Source organism: Rhodococcus sp. 1163, from assembly GCF_002091985.1.
Classification (GTDB): Bacteria; Actinomycetota; Actinomycetes; order Mycobacteriales; family Mycobacteriaceae; genus Rhodococcoides.
This window is the reverse complement of sequence record NZ_MKKX01000016.1, coordinates 98,221-124,870: the sequence shown is the minus strand read 5'-3', so window position 1 is coordinate 124,870 and position 26,650 is coordinate 98,221. Positions and strand designations below refer to the sequence as shown.

At 60.9% G+C, this 26,650-nt stretch carries 29 protein-coding genes and 1 riboswitch; of the genes, 9 read left to right on the top strand and 20 right to left on the bottom strand.

Annotated elements, in window-relative coordinates:
- Window positions 1–92 precede the first annotated feature (92 nt).
- A riboswitch (glycine riboswitch) is annotated at window positions 93–190 on the bottom strand.
- 11 nt (window positions 191–201) lie between these two features.
- From BJD99_RS03240 to BJD99_RS03190, 12 genes are all read right to left on the bottom strand, one after another.
- Complete coding sequence (locus tag BJD99_RS03240; protein WP_084345398.1) at window positions 202–792, bottom strand: MerR family transcriptional regulator; 591 nt, start codon at window positions 790–792, stop codon at window positions 202–204.
- A gap of 363 nt (window positions 793–1,155) precedes the next feature.
- Entirely contained in the window at window positions 1,156–1,629 is a 474-nt protein-coding gene (locus BJD99_RS03235; protein ID WP_084345350.1) for a bifunctional nuclease family protein, read from the bottom strand.
- A gap of 128 nt (window positions 1,630–1,757) precedes the next feature.
- The gene (locus tag BJD99_RS03230) at window positions 1,758–2,495 is read right to left on the bottom strand and encodes a MerR family transcriptional regulator (RefSeq protein WP_084345349.1); all 738 of its coding nucleotides are present in this window, start codon (window positions 2,493–2,495) and stop codon (window positions 1,758–1,760) included.
- A complete protein-coding gene (locus tag BJD99_RS03225; protein WP_084345348.1) occupies window positions 2,492–2,989 on the bottom strand; it encodes an FHA domain-containing protein in 498 nt (165 codons plus the stop codon). The genes BJD99_RS03230 and BJD99_RS03225 overlap by 4 nt, the downstream gene beginning before the upstream one ends.
- 175 nt (window positions 2,990–3,164) lie before the next feature.
- Window positions 3,165–3,569 carry a glycine cleavage system protein GcvH gene (gene gcvH, locus BJD99_RS03220; protein WP_084345397.1) on the bottom strand — a complete coding sequence of 135 codons (405 nt, stop codon included), beginning with the start codon at window positions 3,567–3,569 and terminating at the stop codon, window positions 3,165–3,167.
- Window positions 3,570–3,640: 71 nt separating this feature from the next.
- Window positions 3,641–4,348 carry a DUF881 domain-containing protein gene (locus BJD99_RS03215; protein ID WP_256895438.1) on the bottom strand — a complete coding sequence of 236 codons (708 nt, stop codon included), beginning with the start codon at window positions 4,346–4,348 and terminating at the stop codon, window positions 3,641–3,643.
- A gap of 5 nt (window positions 4,349–4,353) precedes the next feature.
- Window positions 4,354–4,740: a small basic family protein gene (locus tag BJD99_RS03210; RefSeq protein WP_373270504.1), complete on the bottom strand. Its 387-nt coding sequence runs from the start codon at window positions 4,738–4,740 to the stop codon at window positions 4,354–4,356.
- 35 nt (window positions 4,741–4,775) lie between these two features.
- Entirely contained in the window at window positions 4,776–5,627 is an 852-nt protein-coding gene (locus BJD99_RS03205) for a DUF881 domain-containing protein (RefSeq protein WP_179142166.1), read from the bottom strand.
- Complete coding sequence (locus tag BJD99_RS03200; RefSeq protein WP_373270503.1) at window positions 5,627–6,238, bottom strand: CDP-alcohol phosphatidyltransferase family protein; 612 nt, start codon at window positions 6,236–6,238, stop codon at window positions 5,627–5,629. The genes BJD99_RS03205 and BJD99_RS03200 overlap by 1 nt, the downstream gene beginning before the upstream one ends.
- A gap of 73 nt (window positions 6,239–6,311) precedes the next feature.
- Window positions 6,312–6,926, bottom strand: a complete 615-nt coding sequence (locus BJD99_RS03195) for a CoA pyrophosphatase (protein ID WP_084345346.1) — start codon at window positions 6,924–6,926, stop codon at window positions 6,312–6,314.
- A complete protein-coding gene (locus BJD99_RS21175) occupies window positions 6,923–7,054 on the bottom strand; it encodes a hypothetical protein (RefSeq protein ID WP_256895437.1) in 132 nt (43 codons plus the stop codon). The genes BJD99_RS03195 and BJD99_RS21175 overlap by 4 nt, the downstream gene beginning before the upstream one ends.
- Window positions 7,055–7,169: 115 nt before the next feature.
- Complete coding sequence (locus BJD99_RS03190; protein ID WP_084345345.1) at window positions 7,170–8,099, bottom strand: CPBP family intramembrane glutamic endopeptidase; 930 nt, start codon at window positions 8,097–8,099, stop codon at window positions 7,170–7,172.
- Between the two features lie 128 nt (window positions 8,100–8,227).
- On the opposite strand from BJD99_RS03190, the gene BJD99_RS03185 reads away from it, so the two are divergent.
- From BJD99_RS03185 to BJD99_RS03165, 5 genes are all read left to right on the top strand, one after another.
- Entirely contained in the window at window positions 8,228–8,671 is a 444-nt protein-coding gene (locus BJD99_RS03185; RefSeq protein ID WP_143542036.1) for a Fur family transcriptional regulator, read from the top strand.
- 33 nt (window positions 8,672–8,704) lie between these two features.
- Window positions 8,705–10,939: a catalase/peroxidase HPI gene (gene katG, locus BJD99_RS03180; protein ID WP_084345343.1), complete on the top strand. Its 2,235-nt coding sequence runs from the start codon at window positions 8,705–8,707 to the stop codon at window positions 10,937–10,939.
- A gap of 124 nt (window positions 10,940–11,063) precedes the next feature.
- The gene (locus tag BJD99_RS03175; protein ID WP_084345342.1) at window positions 11,064–12,047 is read left to right on the top strand and encodes an iron-containing redox enzyme family protein; all 984 of its coding nucleotides are present in this window, start codon (window positions 11,064–11,066) and stop codon (window positions 12,045–12,047) included.
- A gap of 118 nt (window positions 12,048–12,165) precedes the next feature.
- The gene (locus BJD99_RS03170; protein WP_084345341.1) at window positions 12,166–14,238 is read left to right on the top strand and encodes an AMP-binding protein; all 2,073 of its coding nucleotides are present in this window, start codon (window positions 12,166–12,168) and stop codon (window positions 14,236–14,238) included.
- A gap of 116 nt (window positions 14,239–14,354) precedes the next feature.
- Window positions 14,355–15,506, top strand: a complete 1,152-nt coding sequence (locus BJD99_RS03165; protein WP_084345340.1) for a GGDEF domain-containing protein — start codon at window positions 14,355–14,357, stop codon at window positions 15,504–15,506.
- A 28-nt stretch (window positions 15,507–15,534) separates the two neighbouring features.
- Here the strand turns inward: BJD99_RS03165 and BJD99_RS03160 are convergent, their stop codons facing one another.
- A complete protein-coding gene (locus tag BJD99_RS03160; protein WP_084345339.1) occupies window positions 15,535–16,179 on the bottom strand; it encodes a hypothetical protein in 645 nt (214 codons plus the stop codon).
- 420 nt (window positions 16,180–16,599) lie between these two features.
- On the opposite strand from BJD99_RS03160, the gene BJD99_RS03155 reads away from it, so the two are divergent.
- Window positions 16,600–17,664, top strand: a complete 1,065-nt coding sequence (locus tag BJD99_RS03155) for an Rv1355c family protein (protein ID WP_256895434.1) — start codon at window positions 16,600–16,602, stop codon at window positions 17,662–17,664.
- Between the two features lie 67 nt (window positions 17,665–17,731).
- On the opposite strand, the gene BJD99_RS03150 is transcribed toward BJD99_RS03155, so the two are convergent.
- Window positions 17,732–17,974, bottom strand: a complete 243-nt coding sequence (locus BJD99_RS03150) for a CDGSH iron-sulfur domain-containing protein (RefSeq protein WP_084345338.1) — start codon at window positions 17,972–17,974, stop codon at window positions 17,732–17,734.
- Between the two features lie 251 nt (window positions 17,975–18,225).
- Between BJD99_RS03150 and BJD99_RS03145 the strand changes: the two genes are divergently transcribed.
- Window positions 18,226–18,966, top strand: a complete 741-nt coding sequence (locus BJD99_RS03145) for a VIT family protein (protein WP_084345337.1) — start codon at window positions 18,226–18,228, stop codon at window positions 18,964–18,966.
- A 3-nt stretch (window positions 18,967–18,969) separates the two neighbouring features.
- Here the strand turns inward: BJD99_RS03145 and BJD99_RS03140 are convergent, their stop codons facing one another.
- The 5 genes from BJD99_RS03140 to BJD99_RS03120 form a co-directional block, all read right to left on the bottom strand.
- Entirely contained in the window at window positions 18,970–19,365 is a 396-nt protein-coding gene (locus tag BJD99_RS03140; RefSeq protein WP_256895433.1) for a MerR family transcriptional regulator, read from the bottom strand.
- A 35-nt stretch (window positions 19,366–19,400) separates the two neighbouring features.
- On the bottom strand, window positions 19,401–20,909 hold the full coding sequence (locus BJD99_RS03135; RefSeq protein ID WP_084345392.1) for a SulP family inorganic anion transporter: 1,509 nt from the start codon (window positions 20,907–20,909) through the stop codon (window positions 19,401–19,403).
- Between the two features lie 225 nt (window positions 20,910–21,134).
- Entirely contained in the window at window positions 21,135–21,464 is a 330-nt protein-coding gene (locus BJD99_RS03130; RefSeq protein ID WP_084345335.1) for a putative quinol monooxygenase, read from the bottom strand.
- A gap of 75 nt (window positions 21,465–21,539) precedes the next feature.
- Entirely contained in the window at window positions 21,540–21,815 is a 276-nt protein-coding gene (locus BJD99_RS03125; RefSeq protein ID WP_084345391.1) for a YrhK family protein, read from the bottom strand.
- A 105-nt stretch (window positions 21,816–21,920) separates the two neighbouring features.
- Window positions 21,921–23,168 carry an Nramp family divalent metal transporter gene (locus tag BJD99_RS03120; protein ID WP_084345334.1) on the bottom strand — a complete coding sequence of 416 codons (1,248 nt, stop codon included), beginning with the start codon at window positions 23,166–23,168 and terminating at the stop codon, window positions 21,921–21,923.
- A 153-nt stretch (window positions 23,169–23,321) separates the two neighbouring features.
- Between BJD99_RS03120 and BJD99_RS03115 the strand changes: the two genes are divergently transcribed.
- Together BJD99_RS03115 and BJD99_RS03110 are read left to right on the top strand one after the other, a co-directional pair.
- Window positions 23,322–24,821, top strand: a complete 1,500-nt coding sequence (locus tag BJD99_RS03115; protein ID WP_256895430.1) for an MFS transporter — start codon at window positions 23,322–23,324, stop codon at window positions 24,819–24,821.
- Window positions 24,822–24,830: 9 nt separating this feature from the next.
- Window positions 24,831–25,448 (top strand): TetR/AcrR family transcriptional regulator, encoded by a 618-nt coding sequence (locus BJD99_RS03110; protein WP_084345333.1) that lies wholly within the window; start codon window positions 24,831–24,833, stop codon window positions 25,446–25,448.
- Here BJD99_RS03110 and BJD99_RS03105 read toward each other — a convergent pair.
- Window positions 25,426–26,607 (bottom strand): zinc-dependent alcohol dehydrogenase, encoded by a 1,182-nt coding sequence (locus tag BJD99_RS03105; RefSeq protein WP_084345332.1) that lies wholly within the window; start codon window positions 26,605–26,607, stop codon window positions 25,426–25,428. The two genes, BJD99_RS03110 and BJD99_RS03105, sit on opposite strands and share 23 nt — an antisense overlap.
- Window positions 26,608–26,650 lie beyond the last annotated feature (43 nt).

The window sequence follows — 26,650 nt, the reverse complement described above, 5'->3', positions numbered from 1 at the left end:
CTGAGAGATTCAGCCGATCCGGACTCGAGGAGCTGTCCGAACGTCTTTTCACCTTGGGCGGATGGGTGCTCCCATCACTTTCCAGAGACGTCGAAGCTCACACGGTCCGTGTGCCTGAGAGATTGACGGGGAGGTATTGCTCCTTCGGCGTCCGAGACTGGCTGCCCCGGAACTCTCCCGCGCAAGCGCGACGCTCGAAGTCTATCCTGTCTTGCAGCTGGCCCGAGTCTTGCGGCGGGAGGCGAGCTCATCCTCGGGACTCGTCTCGGACTCTCCGCCGTCTGCACGCTCGGCGGGGAAGTCGGCAATAAGACCGGTCAGTTCGCGCATCGCTCCGTTGACGGCGATACCGAATACACCTTGGCCGCCCTGCAGTAAATCGACGACTTCCTCCGCGGACGTGCACTCGTATACAGTGGTGCCGTCGGAGAACAGGGTGATGTTTGCCAGATCTCCGACGCCGCGCTTGCGAAGGTGATCTACCGCTACTCGTATGTTCTGCAGAGAAATGCCAGTGTCGAGTAAACGCTTGACGATCTTCAGAACCAGCATGTCCTTGAAGGAGTAAAGGCGTTGACTACCGGAACCCGCTGCGCTGCGAATGGACGGAACTACCAGCCCCGTACGAGCCCAGTAGTCGAGTTGGCGATAGGTGATTCCCGCTATCTGGCATGCACTCGGAACTCGGTAGCCCACCAGTTCGTCCGGAACGGAATCATCCGGGAACAGCCCCGGCTGAAAATCGGGCACGAAGGGTGTCACCGTGGCGACTGCCGCAGGCTGCGTCGGCAGATCTGCATTCGAGGTCTCCACCGATTCAGCATCGCCCGGCACAAAGCTCGCTGAACCGTGGTGGCGTCCCTGCGGCTGATCTTCCACTTACTTGCTCCCTCTTCGGATGTCTCGACGCTGCTGTTCGGACCATGACGACGATAGAGGTCCGACCGGGAGACTATCCCGGTGTACTTCTGCGTGAAATCCACTCCGCGTACCCGGCAAGACTACGCCCCGGCGCGAACCGACGACACACGATCGTCGACTTCTGTATTTCACAAGGGGAACGCTATTGGGCCGAGGAGGGACAATCAACGCAACGCGCCGTAAACCTGAACCTAAAGTTGAGGTTGAGACTCTTCCGTTACCGAATCGAGGGCTTCAGCCGTCCGTTGCCTTGAAATCATCCGGTGAAACCGATTCCAGAAACTCCTTGAACTTCTCGACTTCGTCCTCGCGCTCGTTGGGCATCAGGAGTCCTGCTTCGGAAAGCACCGGCTCCTCGGCGAATATAGGTACGCCCGCCCGCAGCGCGATCGCGATGGAGTCCGATGGACGGGCCGAAACCCGGATGTCCTTGTCGAAGACCAGATCCGCATAGAACGTGCCCTCCTGAAGGTCCACGATGCGAACTTCCTTCAAAGTGTGTCCCAAAGCGCCGATCAAGTCCTTGATCAGGTCGTGCGTCAAGGGTCTGCCCGGTTGCACGCCCTGCTGCTCGAGCACAATGGCCGCCGCTTCGGTCTGCCCGATCCAAATGGGCAGGTACCGCTCTCCATCGGCTTCACGCAGCAGCAGGACGGGCTGATTCTGAGGCTGCTCGACACGAATACCGACAACACGCATCTCACTCATTGCCTCTGCCTCCCATATGCGTTGAAAATCGGGCCGCAGGTCTGGGTCCGCCTACTGCAGCCGAGTCTATTGGAATCGACCGCCATACGGAGGGTGGCCTAGGGATGAACACGACACGAGGCGAACGCTCAGCGATCGAGCGCACCGCGCACCGCGGCCTTGACCAGACAAGTGTGCAGCGTCAAAGACAGCGCAGCCAGTTCTCGGATCATTTCTTCGGCTCGGTCCCGCGCTCCCGCATCTCGGCCCTTCGCAACTGGTCCGGCGATTTGCGCTACCAAACCGGCTTCCCGATCAGCAGCCAATTTGAATGCTCGTAGGTGCCGAACCTCGAGACCGAACTGCAACATCGCTTTCGCAGTCCGCGCAAGGGTTATCGAGCCCTCATCGTAGAAGCCGGCTTGACCCGGCGTCAGTAGGCCGCCGCGAATGAGCTCGGTCACGAAAGTCTCGTCGACACCCGCTCGTTCCATGAGGTCGGCCTTGCTCACTCTGACCTCACGATCAGCGAGAAACTCTTCGGGAGATACTTCACCGGGAGCAATACTGAGGCCGCGGGGTCTACGAGGCGCGTCCTCTGCACGCTCGACGCGTGCAACACCACTGTCGATGGCTTCGAGCTGCTCTTTGATCACCTTCAGCGGAAGGTATTGATCTCGCTGCGCCGTCAATACATATCTCAACCGCTCGCAATCGGCGATGGAGAAACGGCGGTATCCGGACGCTGTGCGCTCGGGCGAAATCAATCCCTCCGCTTCGAGAAATCGAATCTTCGAAATCGTGACGTCAGGAAAGTCGGGCCGAAGTCGATCGAGGACGGAGCCAATCGACATCCCCCCGGGAGACTGCTGCCCGACGGCGGTCACTGGCTGCCCGCACCCGCAGACGATTCGCCGACCTGGGACCCGGCGCCGCCGCGTGGACCGGTCAGGAATACGAGGCGGAACTTGCCGATCTGGACTTCGTCACCGTTGGTGAGCACAGCCGAGTCGACAGGCTCGCGGTTGACATAAGTTCCGTTGAGGCTTCCGACGTCGACCACCTGAAACTCGTTCTCGTCCTGACGGAACTCGGAATGACGCCGACTCACAGTGACATCGTCCAAGAAGATGTCACTGTCCGGATGACGGCCGGCAGAAGTTGTCGGCTGGTCCAGTAGGAATCGTGACCCTGCATTGGGTCCCCTCTTCACGACGAGAAGAGCAGATCCGACGGGCAGGCCCTCCACACCCGACACCGGGGCCTCCGAGGTCTGGCTCGTCGCCGAGTTATCCAGCTCCTGCAGGAAATCCGCACGAAAAACCGAAGTGGTTTCCGCTGGCGACTCTCCGTAGATGCCGTCGTTGTCGTTCTCGCTCACCGTTTCTCCTTCTCAGTCCTCTGCACCCTGGCGACTCACACCACGGTCGACGCAAAATAGTTTGCTTGTTCTGTGTTCCTACGGACCTGCGCCCCGACACGACAACTGCACAACAACGACCGTACCTTGCGGACGGGCATGGGTGTAGACGGTTGCTTCAGCTCGCGTCCGCTAGTTACTCGGTCGTAATGGCAGCATATCCGTCCGCATCGAGCATCTCTGACACTGCCGCGTCCAAGACCTCTACCGAGGAGACCTCCAGCTCGACCAACCACCCGTCGGTGTAAGGTCCCGAATTCACCTTTTCCGGATCTGCCTCCAGAACTCCGTTGACGGCAATAACTTTGGCGGTCAGGGGTGCGAACACGTCGGACACACTTTTGGTCGATTCGACCTCGCCCATGGAGGAGCCCGCTGTGACTTCCTCACCGACGGAGGGCAGCTGGACGAACACGACATCTCCCAACTGCGCCTGTGCGTAGTCGGTGATACCAACGCGGACGCTGGATGGGCCTACTCGCTGTACCCACTCGTGTTCAGGTGTGTAAAACAAATCGGCAGGCAGCTCGATCTCGCTCAAGTCGGCAGTCCTTTCGTCTGAGCTCACCGGACGGTGATGCTGGGTTTCGCTCGATGAGCGTATTGACGTGATCACGGGTCCCGCAAGGCGGACACGGTGACCTGCTCCGATTGTGAAATCCGGCATTGACCTCCATTCCTGGCTACCGTATCGACCACCCCGCCAGGAATATCCAATGCTGCGGCCAACGTCGCCGGATCGCCAACGGCGGTGTAGACGAACGGTGCACTTACCTTCTGCCCGTCCACGACGACCGCCCCTGCACTTCCCGCAATCCACGAGTCCAATCCGATACGCACTCCATCGTTGTCACTGCCGGCGATCTGCACCGTCTCCGCGCCTGCCGCTCGCAGCTCCTGCAACGCGTCCACGAGGACCTCCGAACCGACGCCGGTGCGCGGGTCTTCCACCGTCATCACGATTCCTGGGCCCGTCGCGGGAACGGTCCCTACCAGTACCGACAAGGCGTCGAGACGCTCGCGTGCTTCGGTGAGCGCGGCACCGGAACCGCCGTCCTCCTGCTGCAGTGTCGCCAGCGTGTCCTGCAGCGACGTGATGTCTTCACGGAGCGCGGCTTCCCTACGACCCAAGTTGTCCAGAAGGACGAGAAGATCTCCAGGGCGCGCGCTGTCGAGTGAATTCTCACTGTCGTTCACGCGAACCTGCGCAGCCAAGCCGATCCCGAGGGCGATCATCAACACGATCGTCAGCGAACCGAACACGATCGTCCTGCGTCGGCGCCGATCACCGTGGAACTCGTGCCTTCCCTCTCGTGCCACTGCGGTCAGGCTCCGAACAGTCGACGGCGCAAGGCTGCGGCATTTCCGAAGATCCGGATGCCCAGAACCACGACTATGGCCGTCGACAGCTGTGTACCCACTCCGAGCTGATCTCCCAGCCACACTATGAGTGCTGCGACGAGCACGTTGAAGACGAACGAGACGACGAAGACCTTGGAATCGAAGATTTCGTCCAGATACGCTCTGAGGCCGCCGAAGACCGCATCGAGCGCAGCGACTACGGCGATCGGTAGATACGGAGCGACCGCTCCGGGAATCTGCGGGCCGGACACGGTTCCGATCAGTACCCCTATCCCGAGAGCCAGGAATGCCAGCAGAACCAACCCGCCGCCGCGCCTGTTCATAGCATGTGTGGCACGGTCGTCGGACATAGAATTCGCTGCTACCCCTTCGTTACGTTCCTGCGTCACCTTCCGCCTTCCTGCTGTACACGCGGGGCAGTCCTGACCGCCGCTGCGGGCAGTTCGAGTGAATCCTCGGACCGCACGTCGAAGCCGACATCGTAGAGCTGAGTGAGCGCTGACATTCGCAGGTGGGCATCACTTACCGCAAATCGAACCTGCAGTTGCTCGGGCGACCCGATCGCGTCGATCGCGTACGGGGAGAAGACTGGATGATTGTCTACCAGCATGGCGCCACCCGCCTGTCTGATCGTGACGTTCGGGCCGATTCGGATACCGTCGACGGCAATCGCCTCGGCACCACTCGCCCACAGTGAATTCACAACCACTTGGAGATCTCGGTCCAGTACGGTCGCCGCCGAGTTTCCGCGTTTCTTCTGCGAAACATCGGACAGGTTTGCCGAGGCAGGCGGCTCGGTGACCACGACGGCGATGCCTGCACCGGACGAAGTTTCGGCACCTGCCGCAGACTCGATGTTCCTCAGTGAATTCAGAATCGATGCGCCATCCTTGTCGCTCTGCAAGACGCTCGACCGGGCTGACTCGACCTCGCCGGCGAGAGTGGACCGAGTTCGTTCCATCGCATCGGATCGGCTCTCTGCCTCGCGTACCGTCTCCACCAAGTCGGGCGCTTGACCGGACGCGTCCGACCTGAGGACGTCGACTCGAGATAGCGCCACACCGAAGACGCTGCCGATGAGAACTACGCCGACGATGGCAAGAACCACGTCCATAGGGGACCGAGTGGATCTCGACGACTTGTTCGCCGAAGCGGCTGCATACCCAGGGTCGAGGTGCTCGCTCATCAATGACTTCAGCAGTGAAGGCGTCGGGTTGCGTGTCGGTGGTTTACGCATCACGAAACACGTTGATTCTGGCTCCTCGGGATCGTCTTCGCCACGATCGATGCTTTGTAGGTGTAGAGCACTCCGGTCCAGGTATAGAGAGCGGTCCCCCAAATGATCAGCGAGTATCCGATCGGTGTGAGCACGTCCGCGACGGCCGACTCTCCGGTGGCACCGAGCAGCACAGGAAGAGCGATCATGATCACGAAGGTTGCTGCTTTACCCAGATAGATCACCTCGGGTGGTGGTAGTCCGCGCCGGCGGTAGATCAGCAAAGTACCCGCGAGGACGACGTCGCGTCCGATCAGAATCGCCGCCACCCACCACGGAATGATCCCACGGGCAACGAATGCAGCGAGAGCACTCACGACCGACAATCGGTCCACCAACGGGTCCAGTAGCGCACCCAGTTGCGATGACTGATCGAGCGCCCGTGCAAGCTTTCCGTCGAGCCAGTCGGTTGCTCCGCTGAGCAGCAGGACGGTCAGCGCCCATCCATCTGCTTCAGGAACAAGGAGCAGATAGAGAAACAGTGGAATCGCCAGCAACCTAAGTGTGCTGAGCACGTTGGGCACGGTGAGAACCCTGCTGCTGAGTTCGGCATCGGAACCCGGATCACTCACCACCCACACCTCGATCCTTTGTCGTCGACGCCCTGATTGAGGCTGGACTGGTACCCACACGTGGGGTGGGAAGTCACCGCCACGCGAACACCGGTTGCTCGAAGTCTGCCACGCGAGTATGACGCCGATGGAAGACGACTTCGCGGAATTGGTGAACGACTGCACCCGTCGGCGCGTGTACCAGCGAATCTCGGAACGGCCATTGGATGACGGGCCGTTCCGACTCCGGGATCACCACGAATCTCGGGTCTGTATCGATCTCCGAGGCCTCGACCTCGTACACGATCTCCACCTCGACGACGTTCGGCACGACCTGCTTCAACGTGTCTCCGACCCACACGACGAACGGCGTGATCACATACCCGGATCGAGTGCTGTAATCGTCGAGCCGGCCGAGGATATCTTGTGGGGAAACATGCACGTTCAGCTCCTCGCCGAGTTCACGCAGGCAAGCATCCTCAGCCGACTCCCCCGGGTCGATGCCACCTCCTGGCAAAGCAAATTGCCCCGGATGAGCGCGCAGACGCGCCGGACGCTTGGTGAGAAGCATCCGTCGTCTGTACGGTTCGCCACCGATGGCTATGGCCACAGCAGCCGCTCGCATGTCGCCGACTGTCATCCGCTGACAATCGAATTCCGATAGTGCGGACACGATCGACGAACGTTCCAGCCGTTCGTCGTCGATCACGACGGAATCCGAATCGGGACCGATTTCAGCAGGCGAACGTTGCACAGGACTTCGCCGTCGGATCGACCACCGAAAACGCCAGAGTGGATACCGAGCGTCGCGACGACCTGCGCGTCGAAATCGGGCATCGACAACTCCTCGGTCGGTGTGCGGACGGTTGCTACATCCTACTCATCGCGCAACGCCGAGCTTTCGCAAGAAGACCGGGTCCTATCCCACCACCGTTTCCGATCGCTCGATCTGTCACGCTCTGCCTGCATCTTCGGTGGGAAGCTGCACTGGCGACGGAACCTCGTGCACGGCAACCGCGTCCGAGCCGGTGTGCCCATCGACCGAAGGGGCCTCCAATTCGCCCGGCAGCACCGCGTCGAGCGCACGTGGTACGAGCCAATACAGCAACGCACCGAAAAGAACCAGGATGTTGCACCATTGCAAAATGGTCGCTGCGTTGTCGTCGGCGATGACACGGTCGAGCGCTTGCATGTTCATCACCAGACCATGGAGAAGTATCAGGACCCACAGTCTGCGGAACCGGAAGTAGACCCACACCGCGGCTGCGCCCCAGAGGAATGCCCACACGAACCCGCCGAAGCCGAAGTACACGTAGAGCAGACCTCGCATCGTGGCGGCGAGAACCATGATCCATCCGATCGGTATTCGACCCGCAAGAAGGAGAACGGGCAGCGCCGCGAGCAGTGGCTCTTCACGCAACCCGGTGGCCAACGCCGAAGCGACAGCCAGCCAAGGTGACGCCATGACCGCCGGCACCGAGAAGTCGAACCGCGCGAGACCTAGCTGACCGAGAACCAACACCACCGCAGATGCACCTGCGATGGCCGCGCACCATGCAATAGACGCATCGAGGGCAGTTCCGCGGCGCTCGGGCAACACCGCGGCGAGAGTGTGTCGCCGTAAGAAGAGTGTCAGCCCGATTGCTATGAAACCCAACGACATCTGGACCGCCAGCACAATGAGGTCGGCACGTTGATCCGACACACTCAGCACCGGCGCCGGCGCGTTGGGCTCCAGCATTCTCCACAGCGCACCAAGAATGCTGACCGAGTACAACAGAAGCCAACCCGTCACCATGCCGAGAACGAACAGGACGCTGACGATCGACGACGGGCGCATCGATTGGTTCGGGCGCGACCACACGCTGCTGTTGCCCACCATCTCCGACCACCCGACCTCGACCGCTCATCCGAACGCGATCTGTCTACCACGAGTTCGAGATCGATGGAGACTTCGAACTGTCGGACGAATACTTGACTTGTTCAAGAAATGAGAGTCGTATCACAGGGGTGAGCTCGAAGCCCAACTACCGGGAGATGTTGCGCGATGCAGCACTTCGTGTCACGCGCCCTCGCATCGAGGTGCTCGACGCGGTGCATACTCACCCGCACTCGGACACCGAGTCGATCCATGCAGTAGTTCGCGCCGAACTTCCGGTCGTTTCGAGGCAAGCCGTCTACGACGTGCTCAGCGCCTTGACTGCCGCACAGCTCGTTCGCCGCATCCAACCCGCCGGTTCCGTGGCGCGGTACGAGTCCAGAGTCGGCGACAACCACCATCACCTCGTATGCGCCTCGTGCGGGGCCATCTCCGACGTCGATTGCACGGTCGGATCGTCTCCGTGTCTCACCGCGTCCGACACCCGAGGATTCGCGGTACACGAAGCCGAGGTCGTGTTCTGGGGCATCTGCCCCGATTGCGCATCCCCACAGAGTTCACGATCACAATCATGATCGGTTCGATCCGCCAGCCCCGGAAGGAATCTCGTGTCTGAAGACCACACCACTCGCGAAAAAGAGATGAACCAGGACCAGCCCCAAGAGGGAGGCGCCTGCCCAGTTCTACAGGATCGGCAGCTACACCCGAGTGAGGGCGGGAGCAATCGTGATTGGTGGCCGCAGAGCCTCAATCTACGGATTCTCAAGAAGAACCCCGCTGTGGGTAACCCGATGGGCGAGAACTTCGACTACGCCGCTGAGTTCGCCAAGCTCGATCTCGCCGAGGTCAAGGCCGACCTTGTGGCCCTGATGACGGACTCACAGCCATGGTGGCCTGCGGACTTCGGTCACTACGGACCATTCTTCGTACGTATGGCCTGGCACGCAGCGGGCACGTACCGGATCCAGGACGGACGCGGCGGTGCCGGCGCGGGGATGCAAAGATTCGCTCCGTTGAACAGCTGGCCGGACAACGCAAGTCTCGACAAGGCTCGCAGACTGATCTGGCCTGTCAAGAAGAAGTACGGCAACAAGCTCTCATGGGCCGACCTCATCGTCCTCACCGGAAACGTGGCGATCGAGTCGATGGGGTTGCCGACCTACGGATTCGCCGGCGGCCGCGTCGACGTCTGGGAGCCCGACGAGGATGTGTACTGGGGACCGGAACAGACTTGGCTCGGCGACGAGCGCTATACCGGCGAGCGGGAACTGGAGAATCCTCTGGCCGCTGTCCAAATGGGTCTGATCTATGTCAACCCCGAGGGCCCGAACGGCGAGCCCGATCCCGCCGGTTCCGCCGTCGACATCCGCGACACGTTCGGCAAGATGGCGATGAACGATATCGAAACCGCTGCGTTGGCAGTCGGCGGCCACACCTTCGGCAAGGTTCATGGTGCAGCCGATCCTGAGCCACACATAGGCCCAGAGCCAGAGGCCGCACCGCTCGAGCAGATGGGTCTCGGCTGGAAGAACAGCTACGGCACGGGCGTCGGCGCAGATGCCATCACCAGTGGCATCGAAGGTACCTGGACGCCGACTCCGACGACCTGGGACAACACTTTCCTCGAAACGCTGTACGGCTACGAGTGGGAGGTCCACAAGGGTCCGGGTGGTGCATGGCAGTGGCGTCCGAAGGACGGCGCTGCTTCCGATCTCGTTCCCGACCCCGCCGACCCCGCCAAGCGGCACGCTCCGATGATGCTGACCAGTGACATCGCGATGCGTGTCGATCCGATCTACGAGCAGATCACTCGACGTTGGCTCGATCACCCGGAGGAACTGGCGGAGGAGTTCTCGAAGGTCTGGTTCAAGTTGACCCACCGTGACCTAGGGCCCGTCTCCCGCTACCTCGGTCCCGAGGTTCCGAGTGAGACCCTCCTGTGGCAGGACCCGATCCCGGCGCGCGACCATGAACCGGTCGGCGAAGCAGACATCGCAAAACTCAAGAGCCTCATCCTCGCGTCGGAGCTGACCGGACCCCAGTTGATTTCCACAGCATGGGCCGCGGCGTCGTCGTTTCGGGGCAGTGACAAGCGTGGAGGCGCCAACGGTGGGCGTCTTCGCCTGCAGCCACAGGCCGGATGGGAGGTCAACGAACCGGACGAACTGGCAGACGCCATTCGTGTCCTAGAAGGCATCAAGGAGACCTTCGATGCTGCGGGAACAGCGAAAATCTCCTTCGCCGACCTCGTCGTCCTCGGCGGGTGTGCCGCCGTCGAACGTGCCGCGCAGAGCGCCGGCCACGATGTCACAGTGCCGTTCACTCCGGGGCGTACAGATGCAACACAGGACCAGACGGACGTCGAGTCGTTCGCCGCTCTCGAACCCAAGTCGGACGGATTCCGCAACTACGTAGGTAAGGGCCAGCGTCTTCCAGCCGAGTACTCCTTGGTCGACAAGGCGAACCTGTTGACTCTCAGTGCGCCCGAGATGACAGTGCTGGTCGGCGGTCTTCGAGCGCTGGGAGCAAACCACAAAAAGTCCGAACACGGAGTCCTGACGACGCGTCCGGGCACCTTGACCAACGACTTCTTCGTGAATCTCCTCGATATGGGCACAGAGTGGGTTCCCACATCGGAGGAAGGCGTCTACGAGGGCAAAGACGCGGCGACGGGAGAAGTGAAGTGGTCCGGTACTCGTAACGACCTCGTCTTCGGCTCGAACTCCGAACTGCGCGCCCTGGCCGAGGTCTATGCCTCGGACGATGCTCGCGAGAAGTTCGTCCACGACTTCGTCGCCGCGTGGGACAAAGTGATGCAGCTGGACCGCTTCGATCTGGTCTGAGCACAAAAATAGTCAGCCCGGCGCAGCGGGTTCACCCGTTGCGCCGGACTGACTGTGCTCTCCCGTTCTCCTCGCTGAGGCCCGAGAGGAGATTGGCTTCGGCCGGAAGGGGTAGACAGGACCGATGACAAGCACTTCACTCGTTTCGTCGCCTCCCCTGCCTGCACCCTGTGGACCCTTGTCGGCCGGTGTCATGGACTTCATCACCGGTAAGTCCACAGCTGCGCCCCCGACTGCCGGTGGAGTCGATCCAATGTCTCGGGACCTCCATGTGGCGTTGGCTACGTGTTACGAGTTGCACTACCGAGGTTTCGCCGGAGTCGACGACCGCTGGGAATGGGATCCGGATGTGCTGAGATTCCGCGCGGGCTTGGAAGAGTCGTTCATGTCGTACCTCCGAGACAGCGTCGAGCCAGGCAACGACGCGATTGCCGAGATGGAGTTCTTGTCGGTTGCGCATTCGTCGGGTACCGGGCCTTCCTGGTATCTACGCGATGAAGGTTCGTGGGAACAGATGCGTGAGTACTTCGTTCACCGGTCGATCTACCATCTCAAGGAAGCCGACCCGCACGCATGGGCGATCCCTCGGCTGCACGGACAGCCAAAAGCGTCGTACGTCGCGGTCGAATTCGACGAGTACGGCGGCGGGCGCGGCGAGCGAGTACATCAGAAGTTGTGGGCAGACCTCATGGACGCCGCCGACCTGGACTCGACTTACCTCGGATATACCGATCGAGTGCCTGCCGAGACGCTCGCCTGGGTCAATTTGATGTCGCTCTTCGGTCTTCACCGGGGACTGCGCGGCGCGACGGTCGGTCACTTCGCTGCCACTGAGATCACTTCCTCGCCCGGGTCCCAGCGCTTGGTCACCGGCCTCGAGCGGCTGGGGGCACCGCAGGCCTGTATCGCGTTCTACGCCGAGCACGTCGAGGCAGATGCCGTGCACGAGCAATTGTTGCGTCACGACGTCGTCGGCGGTCTCGTTCGTACAGAACCGCATCTCGAGTCCGACATCGTCTTCGGGATGCGCGCACTCGATTTTGTCGACGCTGCGCTCGGTGACCGAGTTCTGACGGCGTGGCACTCGGGTGCGTCCAGCCTGATCTGAAAAACCTTTCCCGAACGCTGCTCAGGTGTGCAGGTTGCCGTCTACCATCCGATATTGGGTTTGGATCAAGCAATCCCCGCACTGGTGGGGCGCACGTCTGACTGGGGGCGGAACAGCTATGTTGTCCGACGTGATCGATGTGACCATCGACTTCGAGCATTCGAGAGATCAAGTCTGGGAAATCGTGACTGCGCCGGAATGGTATTGCCGGTTCTTCATGGGACTCGAGTCCTGCCTGCCTGTCTCGGAGTCGATTCCGGGAGCGTTCACGGCAAGGGCCGACGGCATCGATCACGCTTTGCGTCTCGATCTCGATTACGTGAGAACGACGATGTCGATCACTCATCTCGATTCCGGCGGTTTCGTCAATGTCCACCTCACCGAGGTTTCGCCGGGGCGATGCACAGTCGACGTGACCGTGTTCAAAGCATCTCTGAACGGTGCGTACTCGCGGGTTCCCGACCGCAACAGCGCTGTATGCGATTGGTTGCGAGCAGGGTTCGCGCACATTGCCGACTATCTGGCGGGGAAGCCGACCTCTGTTCTTTCCGGCTCGGGTAACTCCCGGACTATGCAACTCGATATCGCCAAGACAATGTACAAAACCGGTGTCATCCGCACTGCACGCCCAGATCTCGCATTTCGACAACTGAACTCTTTGTCCAAATGGGGTTTCACGTTGGGCGGCGGGTTCGGGGCAGCCGCGGCGACATCACCGGACGCCATCGCACTTATCGACGACCGAGGAACTCGGACGTTCGCAGAAGTGCATCAACGGTCACACCGCATAGCTGCGGGTTTGTGCGCGATGGGTCTGCGCTCCGGAGACACCGTCGGGGTGCTGGCACGCAACCACATCGCGATGACCGAATGCACCGTCGCCTGCGGATTGCTCGGGGTGGACGTGGTGCTGTTGAACACCGGCCTGGCAGCACGACAAATCGAAAGTATCGCCGACCACCATCGGTTGAAAGCCTTGTTCGCCGACGACGAGTTCGACTCGATCGTCTCGCATGTGGCCCAGGAAGTACCACGAATCAGCCTCTCCTCGCGCTCGACCGTTCCTGGCAGGCGCCTGCTCGAGCAGCTGGTGGCACCCCCGTCCGCGACATTCGTTCGGCCCGAGCATCCGGGAACATTGGTGGTTCTCACTTCCGGAACGAGCGGAACTCCCAAAGGCGCATTCCGCCCCACCGCCAAAGGGTTCGGAACGATCGCGGCGATGTTGTCGAAGATGCCGCTGCAGGTGAACGAACGAATGATGATCGCCGCCCCACTGTTCCACAGCTGGGGTCTCGCGGCACTTCAGCTCAGTACACCGCTGCGATCGACGGTTGTGTTGCAAGACAGATTCGAACCTGAATCTTGCCTGCAAGCGATTGCAGAAAATCGTTGTACCTCGCTCATCGCGGTGCCGATCATGCTCCAACGTATCCTCGAATTACCCGCGGACGTCCGCGCGCGGTACGACACCTCGAGTCTGCGGGTAGTCGCATGCAGCGGATCGGTTCTTGCAGGCTCCATGGTCACTCGCTTCATGGACACATTCGGTGACGTTCTGTACAATTTCTACGGCTCTACAGAGGTGTCGTGGGCGACGGTCGCTGGACCTGCCGATCTCAGAGCTGCTCCTACGACGGCCGGAAAGCCGCCTCTTGGAACTCTTGTGGCCATTCTCGACGGCGGAGGTGATCCGGTTCCGCGCGGTTCTGTCGGCAGAATTTTCGTAGGTAACGACATGCTGTTCAACGGATATACCAACGGCGCTACGCCTGCCGTCACAGCAGGCCTCGGGGCGGACATGATGGACACCGGCGATCTGGGTTACTTGGACTGCAACGGCCGGTTGTTCGTCAGCGGCCGGGACGACGAGATGATCATCTCAGGTGGAGAAAACGTCTTTCCTGGTCCTGTCGAGGATGCGATTGCTCATCTTCCTCAAGTCGGCGAGGTCGCAGTGGTAGGTGTATCGGACAAGGAATATGGTCAGAGGCTGGCCGCATTTGTCGTGATGCGCGGCGCCGCAGGACTGGACGATGACATGGTTCGTCTCTACATCAGAAATCGACTGAGCCGATTCTCGGTACCTCGTGACGTCACGTTCCTCGACGAGCTTCCGCGGACAGCAACCGGCAAGGTGATCAAACGCCTACTGATTCAGTCCTCGCCACAAGCCCCGCTCGCCACCTAGCCTGCCGCCACGGCGATTGGAAAAGTACACCGCGCCGGGGCATCAAGATCGTCGGGCTGGCCGTCCCCGCGATATGCTGTCGGCTACATCCGGCGGCGAACCGAGGCTATTGATACATGAGCGCGACCTTGCGCCGAACGAAGTCCGAATCGAAGTCGTTCTGGACGCGATTCGACACGCGGACAACGATGGTGATAACGAGCGCCTCTGGGGCACTGCCGCTACTGGCGATTGCGCTGATCTCACCATCGTTCCTTCGCGACGGTGCGCTACCCCTTCTGACTGCGATCGTCGTCTTCACCGCGATTACCGTGCTGTATGCCGTGCACGTCGGCAAACTGACAGATGGGCAGTTCGCTGCCCTCGGTGCGGGCGGCATGATCGGTGTCGCAATTTCGGCTTACCTCATCGCCGATCCTGCCGGGACGCGAGCAGTGACGTCACTGCTCGCCGTTGTTCCTGCAATTGCAGCCTCTGGATCATCGCCGCGCATGACTGCTGCTCTCACCGCAGGTTCGGTGGCGATGGCGACGTGGTTGTCGGCCGTCAGTCTGTCTTCCGCAGGCTTTGCGGTCACCATCGTTGCTATCGGTGCGGGAGCAACGTCTGTGCTGGTACCGGTAATCCTGATCGCGACCCTTCGCCGGTCTCTGCTCACCGTAAACAAGCGCCTCAATGTCCTGGCGAATACCGATCCACTCACCGGGTTGCTCAATCGCCGCGGCATGATGACACAGGTAGAAGCGTTGCTCGACCGGACGTGCGACAGTCGCAGTCAATTGTCCGCCCATGTCATCGACATCGACCATTTCAAGGCCGTGAACGACAGTCATGGCCACGCTGCAGGCGATCTCATACTCGTGACAATTGCGGATGCCCTCGTTCATGCAACCGAGGAGACAGGATCGAAAGGAACGATCGTCTCTCGCATAGGTGGCGAAGAATTTCTCGTATTGACTCCCCTTACCGAAAACCGTTGTTTCGAATCGAACATTCTCGAACGTGTCCGCTCCGAATGCGAGGTCACCGTCAGTATCGGATCGGTGACTGCTGACGTCCGTGCCGTCCTCGATCCCAGGCTCAGCATCGACGGTGATGTAGAGAGCCCCCACGTCGAGCAAGTCATCGATACACTCATGCACGCCGCGGACAACGCCCTCTACGCCGCCAAATCCAGTGGCCGTGACCGTGCGTCACACGCCGGGACGATTATGGTCACGTGGAACTCGACGCGGCAGATCGATGAATCGTTGTCCCCTCGAAGATAGTTCCCCGCACTCGAAGCTTTGATGTCCACTATGCGACGGCAGAAGAGTGATAGCCGTTTCCGGTCAACGCACGCGCGTCGCTTTCCATAAGGCCCCAGACCTCGGAGTGCGCTTCTCGTGCAATGGTCTCCCGATCCCACCACATCAAACGCGTGCGGTACTGATCGCTGGGGTACGCAGCAGCGGGCACAGTTGTGTCGATTCGCCCTCCGGATGTTTCCCACTGACGAAGCACATGGTCGGCAGCGCTTGCGAACAAATACCTGCTCCCCGTCAGTTCGATGGTCGGCAGCGCCGTTCTCGCCAACAGTCCCGAAATCACCCGCGCCGGCGCTCCCTCTCGTACCCACGCGCTCTTCATCTCGATGATTCCGTGCGGAAGTCGAGTCCGGAGTTGACCTCTGACCACGTCGAGCCCCGGCGAGTCCGCCCATTCGGTCAACACATGCGACTGCTCGACATAGGTATAGGGCCCCTGCGCCCGAACACCGCCGAGCATCTCCCCGTCAGGTCCGAGAACGACATAGAACAACGCTGTGGTAGCGCCCGATTCCACTTCATCGATGTCGAGAGCACACGTCACACCATGGCGCGAGTACGACGACCAAGCACCGTCGACATACCTCGTCCAGAGCTCCGGCGCTGCAGTAGGCATCGCCGCAACGAGAGTCATCGATCCCTCGCAGTGGCTGAATCTCGGGCCGAATGATGCGTCGACGGGCCGATATATCCCTGAAAGCTTCGACCGAGCGGCACGCGAACCCCACTTCGCGCTAGGGGTTGCGTTTCGGTAATCGACTGTCGTAGGTGCAGACACGGTTTCTCCTAAGAAGACATGCCGAGTTCCAAAGGTCCCCGGCTAGGGGCGAAAGCCGACGCTATCGGGCGCCGACAGTTCAGTTGCCAAGTGGCAACCAGGCAATTCTTCCTGGTCGTGGAACATTTGACTGTTCGAAGGTCGCAAATCTTCGTCCCAGCACTGCAAAAGTGATATTTCCGGGTACCGCCGACGCTCTCTGTCGAGACTTTCGACTCCGATTTCGCAGTCGCAATCGGACCTCAGTGAACATCGAGCACACCTCGATCAGTTATCTTGACGACAGCGGAGCACCTGCTCGAGCGTCCGAACGAGAAGAATGAGAGCCACGTGTCAGAACATCGGATACTGAATTCGGCCCTCGAGAGCGATTCAAGGACCGTCGAAGAACTATCGGCTTTACCCGGAATGCACATTCTCGACGCGTCACAAAACCAGCTCGAATCGTTGATCGGTCTTTTGCCCAGCCCACCGGCAGAGGTCCTCGACGAGCCACAACGGTGGATTCACTATCCGTGGAGAAATTCGCTTGTGAAGCTTCTCGGGCCGACAGGCTTTCGGACTCTGCGACTGGACCGGAACAGAAACAAAATCACCCTCTCCGAGCAGGAGCGGATGACCGAACTGCGTGTGGGAGTCGTCGGGCTCAGCGTGGGGCACGCCGTGGCGCACACAATCGCTATCGAAGGGCTGTGCGGTGAGCTCAGACTCGCCGACTTCGACGTCCTGGACCTGTCCAATCTCAATAGAGTCCCGGCATCCGTGTTCGACCTCGACGTCAACAAGACCACGGTCGCGGCACGCCGAATCGCCGAATTGGACCCTTATCTGACGGTGGTTACGCACCCCGAAGGTCTGATCGCTGCCAGTATGGACACGTTCATGGAGGGACTCGACATCGTCATCGACGAATGCGATTCGCTCGATGCGAAGTTGACTCTTCGTGAGGCCGCCAGAAGTCGAGGCATACCAGTTTTGATGGAGACCAGTGACGGCGGAATACTCGATGTCGAGCGGTTCGATCTCGAACCGACCAGACCATTGCTACACGGCCTCCTCGGAGATCTCGATGCCCGCTCACTTGCTGACATCACGCCGGAGCAGAAGGCACCGCTGGCCGCGCGGATTCTCGACCCCACGAAACTGACTCCTCGGATGCTCGCTTCGCTACCGGAAATCGGAGTGTCGCTGTCAACCTGGCCGCAACTCGGCAGCGACGTCGCACTCGGCGGCGCCTCGGTTGCGGCAGTTGTGCGTGCTTTCGGATTGGGCACGCCACCACCGTCGGGAAGGGTGCGAATCAATTTGGAGACACACATCGCGGCAATCGTCGACTTTTGACCGATGGTCGGTCACAAGATCGGGCAGTGCTTCGACGGACCGTGTCGGTGTTGAGCGGCCAGCCGGTCTACTCGACGGCGTCGTCGACGGCGTCGTCGACGGCTCGACCGATCGTCGCGGCGGGTGTCCGCTCTCGGCGAGCACGGTGGCTGGTATCGCAGAACGGATAGATCTTGCTCCGCTTGCACATGCAGAGCGCGACGACACTGCGATCCGATACGACCTGGGATCCGTCGGGCATGGTGATCTCCACCGGACCGTCCACAAGCATCGGCCCGCGCTCCACCACGCGAATACGTGTACGTGACATAAGGTCCTTACCCGATCTACTCGACACCACAGTGTGAACAACACACCTGACTGTGTGCTTTGCTGCCGCTGCAAAGCACACAGTGAGGCAGTCCGGGGTTTACCCCGCAGCCTGCGCTTCGAATCATGAGTCCTCTTACGCCGAATGACAACACCGATGAGGCGAGGGGGCACGGGCGGCCGCCGCCAGACGGACTACGGGAAGCCTTGCATTGCTGGCGCGCGGACGAGATCGAAACTAGCGTTTGCACGATGAGCGAGTCGAACGGCCTGGGCGACGAGAAGTACGCAGCCCACCCTGGGGAACAGCACGACGAGAGTCTTTCGTCACGGCTCAATTGGCTGCGCGCGGGTGTGCTCGGCGCCAACGACGGAATCGTCTCCACGGCAGGACTTGTCGTCGGCGTTGCGACACTCTCGTCCGAGCGGGGACCGATACTCACCGCAGGCGTCGCCGGTCTTGTCGCAGGTGCCGTGTCGATGGCACTCGGCGAGTACGTGTCGGTGAGCACCCAACGGGACAGCGAAAAGGCCCTACTGGCCAAGGAGGAAATGGAGCTGCGTGACGATCCCGACGCGGAACTCGAAGAGCTGACCTCGATCTACGAAAGCAAGGGGCTCAGCCGGGCAACTGCCCTGACCGTCGCTCACGAACTCACCGAGCACGACGCTTTCGCAGCGCATGTCGACGCCGAACTCCACCTCGACCCGGACAACCTGACCAGCCCGATTCAGGCGGCACTGTCGTCTGCTTTGTCCTTCACATTGGGCGCAGCGTTGCCCCTCATTGCGATACTCGCACCACCGGCGTCAGCTCGAATTCCGGTGACCTTCGTGGCGGTTCTGTTGGCGCTGGCGTTGACCGGCCAGGTCAGTGCGCGCCTGGGCGGTTCGAGACCGGGCCCTGCAATGTGGCGCATCGTCATCGGTGGCGCGCTGGCCATGATCGTGACCTACCTGATCGGACAACTGTTGGGTGTTGCCGGAGTCTGACGATCATGGATGCGCAAGGAGTGCAGTGAATTCTTCGGCGTACGCGAGCTGTGTTCGCAATTCGGCGCACGTGGTTTCGGCGCGTCGGTGGCATTCGGCGACGTATTGCTCCGCAGTCGCTCGGGCCTCTCGGTCGGCGGACCTATCTGCCCGTGCGTCGAGAGCGTTGAGAAGTTCGCGCATCTCCCCCAGCGTGAATCCCAGCGGTTTCATGCGCCGGATGACGAGCAATCGCTGCACATCCGATTCGGTGTACAGCCGGAATCCGCCTCTACTTCGCGCCGACGGAGTCACCAAGCCCGCATCGTCGTAGTGACGAATTGTCTTGATGGACAGCTCGGTTCGCGCCGCGACGTTGCCGATCTGCATATGTGCCGTTTCGTCTTCGGGTTGAGGCATATCCGCATAGCTCCTTCTTTGCACGTGCGAACCCGTCAGTGCCCTGCGCCGAGTTTCCCGCTCAGTAACCCGTGTCGCTGCGCGCTGGCCTCGTTCAACCCGACGATGGTCGCGGTCTTCCCCTTGGCTGCGTATTTGGTGGTGATCGCATCGAGAGTCGCGACGGTCGACGCATCCCAGATGTGTGAGGACGACATGTCGATGACGATATTGGCAGGGTCACCGACGTAATCGAACTGATAGATCAAGTCGTTGCTGGAGGCGAAGAACAACTCACCAAGCACTGAGTAGACGCGGGTGTCCGGGTCCGGGTGTGCCACATCGACGACCTCGGTCAGATGCGCGACGCGTCGCGCGAACAAGACCATTGCGGTCACGACTCCGACCGCCACCCCGTAGGCGAGATTGTCGGTCGCAACGGTGACCGCGACCGTGGCCACCATGACGAGGGTTTCACTCGTGGGCATCCGCCGCAATGTCGCCGGGGCGATGCTGTGCCAATCGAAGGTGCCGACCGAAACCATGATCATCACCGCCACCAATGCCGCCATCGGGATCAGTGAGACTATGTCGCCTAGACCGACGACGAGAATCAGCAGGAACACGCCTGCGAGGAACGTCGAGATCCGAGTTCGTGCACCGGAGGTCTTGACGTTGATCATCGTCTGCCCGATCATCGCGCACCCGCCCATACCGCCGAAGAATCCGGTGACGATATTGGCGACACCCTGGCCCCAGGACTCTCTGGTCTTGTTCGAGTGAGTGTCGGTGATGTCGTCGACGAACTTCGCAGTCATCAGCGACTCGAGCAGACCGACGATGGCCATCGTGAACGCGTACGGGGCGATGATCTTCAGCGTCTCGAACGTGACGGGAACGTCAGGAAGAAGTAGCGATGGCAAACTCGACGGAAGTTCCCCCTCGTCACCGACATCGGGAACATTCAGCGCGAACACGATCGTCGCTGCCGTCAGCATCACGATCGCGACCAGCGGCGCAGGGACGATGGTGCTCAACTTGGGCAAGAACACCATTACCGCAATCCCGATGGCAACCATCGGATACACCAGCCAGGGGACCCCGAGAAGGTGCGGAACCTGGGCGATGAAGATGAGTATGGCCAGCGCATTGACGAATCCAACCATGACGCTGCGTGGGATGAACCGCATCAATTTGGCGACCCCCACCACGCTGAGCAGTATCTGCAGAACCCCGGCGAGAATGACAGTCGCGATCAGATACTCGACGCCGTAGTCCCGCACCAAGGGCGCGATGACCAAGGCCACTGCACCGGTGGCCGCCGAAATCATTGCAGGTCTACCACCTACGATCGAGATCGTCACCGCCATGGTGAACGACGCGAACAGGCCGACACGCGGGTCGACGCCGGCAATGATCGAGAATGAGATCGCCTCTGGAATCAGAGCCAACGCCACCACCAGCCCGGCGAGAACCTCGGTTCGCAACCGCCTCGGCGATCGCAGGGCAGACCACACCGTCCATTGCGGTTCGATCGTCTGCGCTGCGGTGGCCGCGGAAGCCATGTAGATGCTCCATTCTCTGTCGAGGAATGTGGTGTGGTCCGAAGATGCGAGGTGTTGCACGCTTGCCGGAGTCGGGGGCAACATCCCAGGATGGGCGCATACTTCGCGCGTCCCTGGAAGTTACGTTCACGAACCTACTCTCCCGTGAGGGTAGAGTTCCGCTTCGAAAAGCCGTTCAGTGACGTATCTCATGCCGAGAACATCGAAGGATTCCAGTTCGGTCGACTACTGCGCGTCGACCGACATTTCGCCCATCTCGCCCCACCCGGTTGCATCCACGGTCTGGCTGACGATCTTGGGCGTCGACGCAAGAGCTTGCGGGAGTTCTTCCATTGCCTTCTTGAAGTGATAACTGTTGACGTGAGCACCACCGGCTTCATCATCGCGGAAGGCCTCGAGCAATACGTAGACGGATGGATCTTCGAGGCTGCGAGACCATTCGAACCACAAGTTTCCGGCCTCGGCGCGGGTATTCGCGGTGAACCCGGCTACGTGCCCGGGCCAACGCTCGGTCCACTCGGGCTTCGTCTCGAACTGTACGACGATGAAGATCACTGTTTTCTCCTTTGATTTCGGAACTGTCAGAATCCTGATTCCGGCGGCTGGACCTCGCTCGAGCCCCGGGCGATGTCAGTAGTCGTCACTGGAGTCCGAGACCCCAGTCCCCTGCCTGACCCGTTGGATGTGGATGCGTCGAGCGAGCCTGATCATCGGGCGAATCAAGAGCTCGACACTGCCGATAAGGAACAACCAGGTGCCCGCGACCGCCGTTGTCTCGCCGAAGAACAAGACACTGCCGACGATGAACCAGACGGCAACCAGAATGTCGTTGACGATACTGACGACTTCCCATCGCTGACGAATCACCAGTTCCTCGTGCCCGATGGTAAAGGTCAGTTCGCTCATTCGAGGCTCCCGCTGTTCGAGTGTGATGCCATATAGGTGGCTACCCGCGATCTGCGCCTCGAACACACGATGCAATCGGATCCGCAAGCCGCAAGCGGATCTGACTCATGTCACGGTCAGATAGATCAGGACCACATTCAGCACAACGATGATGGCTGCGATGAGCCACGCCGCACAGGCCGTGATCCGGTGATTGACATCCTGTCCCATCAACACTCGATCGGAAGTGAACCGCACCAATGGGATCAATGCGAACGGGATACCGAAAGACAGTACGACCTGAGAGACGACGAGTGCGCGGCTGGGATCGATCCCAGCAGCAAGAATGAGGAGTGCAGGTACCAGCGTCACCACTCGCCGCAGCACAATCGGAATCCGTTTGCGCAGTAGGCCGTCCATGATCATCGCGCCCGCATACGCCCCCACCGACGTCGACGCGAGCCCCGACGCAAGGAGCCCCACCGCGAACAGCAGCGCGACCACTGGACCCAATGTCTCCCCTACTGCCGCGTGGGCGCCCTCGATCGAGTCGACACCATCGCGTCCGCCGAGAGTTGTTGCCGCCAAGAGCAGCATCGACATGTTGACGGCTCCGGCCAACAGCATTGCCAATCCGACGTCTATTCGGGTGATCCGCAACAGCCGCCGACGTACCGGTCCTGGTTCGGGGTTGCCGTGGCGATCACGTGCAAGTCCAGAGTGGAGGTAGACCGCGTGCGGCATGATCGTTGCGCCCAGCATCGCTGCTGCGAGCAACACGCTCTCTACACCGTCGAATCGCGGGACAAGTCCCGCAGCGGCCTGCGAAAACGACGGGGGTTCGACGAACACGCTGGCGAGGAAGCCGACAGCGATGACCGCAAGCAACCCGAGGATCACGAACTCGAACGGCCGTTGTCCACGCCGATCCTGCACCAACAACAACATCATCGACACCAGCCCGGTGATCAGGCCGCCGGCAAGAAGGGGCAGGTCGAACAATAGATACAGTGCAATCGCACCACCGACGACCTCGGCGAGGTCGGTCGCCATGGCGACGATTTCCGCTTGAGACCAATATGCAAGTCGCACAGACCTGCTCGATTTGGAGCGGACGACCTCGGGCAGCGTCATGCCGGTGACGATGCCGAGCTTCGCGGACAGGAATTGCACGAGTCCGGCCATCACATTCGCCGCCACGATCACCCACACCAGTAAGTAGCCGAACTGCGCGCCCGCACTGACGTTCGAGGCGACGTTTCCCGGATCGACATAGGCGATCGCCGCAACGAAGGCGGGACCGAGCAAGATACTGGCCGACCTGAACCGTGACGGCGGCGGCCAGGATTGCTCTGGTGAGGGCGACTTGTCCATCACACCTGTCCGATCGTCACGTTTTCCATTTCCTGACAATAGAGTTTGGCTTACCGAACTACACGTTGGGCACGGACCTTCCGATCTATCCGACATCGACCCACGTGTGAATTCGATCCGGGTCCGGCACGAAACTGGGTATAACATCAAACGATGACATCAATTGATGACAAGCCGGAGGAACACCTCGCGACCCCCCGCGGGTTCGTACCGGTGCTGGCCGCAATTTGTACCGTCGTCGCCATCGTCAGCAGCGTCGGCGCACCTCTGATTCCGACAGTGGCCGACGCATACTCGGTCTCGTTCACCAGTGCACAGTGGACGCTGACGATAACGATGCTGGTGGGCGCCGTTACCGTTCCGGTCCTGGGCCGTCTCGGAGACGGCCCCCACCGACGACCCGTGATCATCGGAGCGCTGTCCGTCGTCTTCATCGGTTGTGTCCTGGCCGCGATCCCGAGCAATCTCGCACTCTTGCTCATCGGGCGTGGCCTACAAGGTGTCGGGTTAGGGCTCGCGCCGCTCGCGATGGCAGTAGCTCGCGATCACCTGACACCGTTCGAAGCCAAACGTACCGTTGCGGCATTGTCGGTGACCGCGGTAGCGGGAATCGGTCTCGGCTACCCCCTGACCGGGGTTATCGCCCATCTCTGGGGTTACCACGCGTGCTTCGTCGTCGCCTCTGCGGCTTCGCTCGCGGTGTTGGTCGGTGGCATCACATCGGTTCCTTCCAGTCGGCATGTACCGCACAAGCCGCTCGATATCGTCGGTGCGGTACTCCTCGGAATCGGCCTGACTCTGTTACTGATTGCGCTCACCTCCGGCAGCTACTGGGGTTGGACTTCCGTCCAGACGATCGGCTGTGCGGCGGTGGGCCTCGCGGTCGTCGTCGGCTGGACTTTCCACGAGCTGCGGACTCGATTCCCGCTGGTGGAATTGCGGCTGTTGTCCAAGCCCGCAGTCCTGACTGCCGATGTCACCGGACTTTTCGCCGGTATCGGCATGTTCGTTCTGTCATCGGCGGTCATCCGCTTCGTACAGACTCCGTCCGACACCGGTTATGGACTCGGTCGGTCGGCGATGGTGGCTGGCCTCGTACTCGTGCCGTTCTCGTTGACGAGCGTGTTCGCCAACAGGCTCCTTCCCCTGGCCGAGCGGTGGATCAGCAAATCGATGATCATGCCGATCGGTGCGATGGCGTTCGCCGGTGCGCTCACGCTGTTCCTGTTCGGTCGCGATGAACTATGGGTCGTATTCGTACTCATGGGGGTAGCCGGCCTCGGGATCGGGTTCACCTTCGCCGCGATGCCGGCATTCATCGTCAGCGCGGTCCCACCGCACGAAACAGGGAGCGCCCTAGCGGGTCAATCAAGTAGCACGCACGGTCGGTGGCGCGGTGGGCAGCGCTTTGAGCGCCACCGTGCTCGCGATATACACAGCTCCCGGGCAGACGTTCCCGGACAGCGCCGGCTACACAGCAACCGCCATCGTCGGTATCGGCCTCTGGACGGGCACGGCAATCCTGGCTTTTGCACTATCCTACCGAGGCAGCCGCGCCGAAAAACTGCCTGCCAGATTGGTCGACGAGAGCATCGAGTCGGCCGCAACCGGCAGCTTTGCCTACGACATCGCCAGCCGCCCAGGACAGAGTGAGGATTCACGATGATCCAGACACGCCCGGTAGCCCGCATTCGTGACTCCGACCGCACCAAGCAGGATCTTCTCGAAGCTGCCACCGAACTGTTCGGCGCGCGTGGATACGAGCGAACGACGATCCGAGAGATCGGCGAGAAGGCGGGCGCTGACCCGGCCTTGATCGCCCGCTATTTCGGCAGCAAGGCAGCCTTGTACATCCAAACCCTCCCGACGGAAAACGAGAATCCGCACCTTTCGGACATGCTCGACCCCGCTCGGATCGAGGCCACGATTCGGCGTGTTCACCAGGTCGGCCCGAGCCCCGTGCTGCAGGCGGTCGTTCGCGCACACGACGATCCGGCGATTCAGACCGCAGCGACAGCTCGGATCGACGCCAAACTCACTGCGGGAATACAAGATCGGATGGAAGAGGCGGGTCTCGACTCCCCACGATTGAGAGCCCAGATGGCAGTGGCAGTGCTGGCGGGTATCGCGTTGGGACGCGCAGCCGGAACCCTCGACGAGCTAGCGGGCGCAGAAGAGAACCAAGTCGTGCACTTGACTGTCCGGTTGTTGGAGTCTCTTTTGGACGAGAACAAGCTGTCACCCGACAGCCCGCCGCTCAGGGCTTCAAAATCACCTTGACCGCGCCGTCCTGCTTCTTCTGGAATATCTCGTACGCGTGCGGGGCCTGCTCGAGAGGCAGGGTGTGGGTGGCGAATGAATCGACACCCAACGGATCGTCGTCACCGAGCAGAGGCATAATGTCCTCTACCCAACGCTTCACGTTCGCCTGGCCCATGCGCAGCTGAATTTGCTTGTCGAACATGGTAAGCAGTGGAAGCGGATCGGCAACGCCGCCATAGACGCCGATCAGTGAGATGGTGCCGCCACGACGGACGATGTCGATGGCGGAGTACACCGCATCGAGTCTGTCGACTCCGGCCTTCTGCATCATCGGCTTGCCGAGAAAGTCCGGCAGCAGACCGGTGAGCTGCTGCGCAGCCTTCGCCACAGGTGAACCATGTGCTTCCATCCCGACGGCGTCGATCACCGAGTCGGTACCGCGCCCATCGGTGAGATCTCGGATCACGTCGCCGAGCTCCCCAGCGTGTTGAGCAAGATCGACCGTGCGGATTCCGCGAGCTTGTGCACGGGCAAGCCGCTCGGGAACACGATCGACCGCAATGACGTCGAAGCCGAGGTGGGTTGCGATGCGAGCGGCCATATCTCCGATGGGGCCGAGACCGAGAACCGTCACCGATCCGCCTGGCGGGGTGTCGGCGTACACAACGGACTGCCACGCCGTCGGAAGCACGTCCGAAAGGTATACGTACCGCGAGTCCGGTGCTCCCGATGGAACTTTGATGTGGGTGAACTGTGCCTGAGGAACTCGCAGATACTCGGCTTGTCCTCCTGGAACACTGCCGTACAGCTCGGAGAAACCGAACAATGCCGCACCCATCCCCTGCTCGCGCACCTGGGTGGTCTCGCATTGTGTGTACAACGACCGATCGCACATGAAACAGCTACCGCACGAGATCTGGAAAGGAATCACCACTCGGTCACCTACAGCGAGGTTGGTAACCGCTTTACCGACTTCACGAACAATTCCCATCGGCTCGTGGCCCAGGATGTCTCCTGGATTCATGAAGGCGCCCAGCACTTCATACAAGTGCAGGTCAGAGCCGCAGATGTTCGTCGAGGTGACCTCGATAACGGCGTCGGTGGGCTTTTCGATGATGGGGTCGGGAACCGAGTCGACGCGAACATCACGCTTACCGTGCCAGGTAACTGCCTTCATGGGACTACTCCTTCGCTTTTCCTTGCAAGAGTTGGCCTTCGAG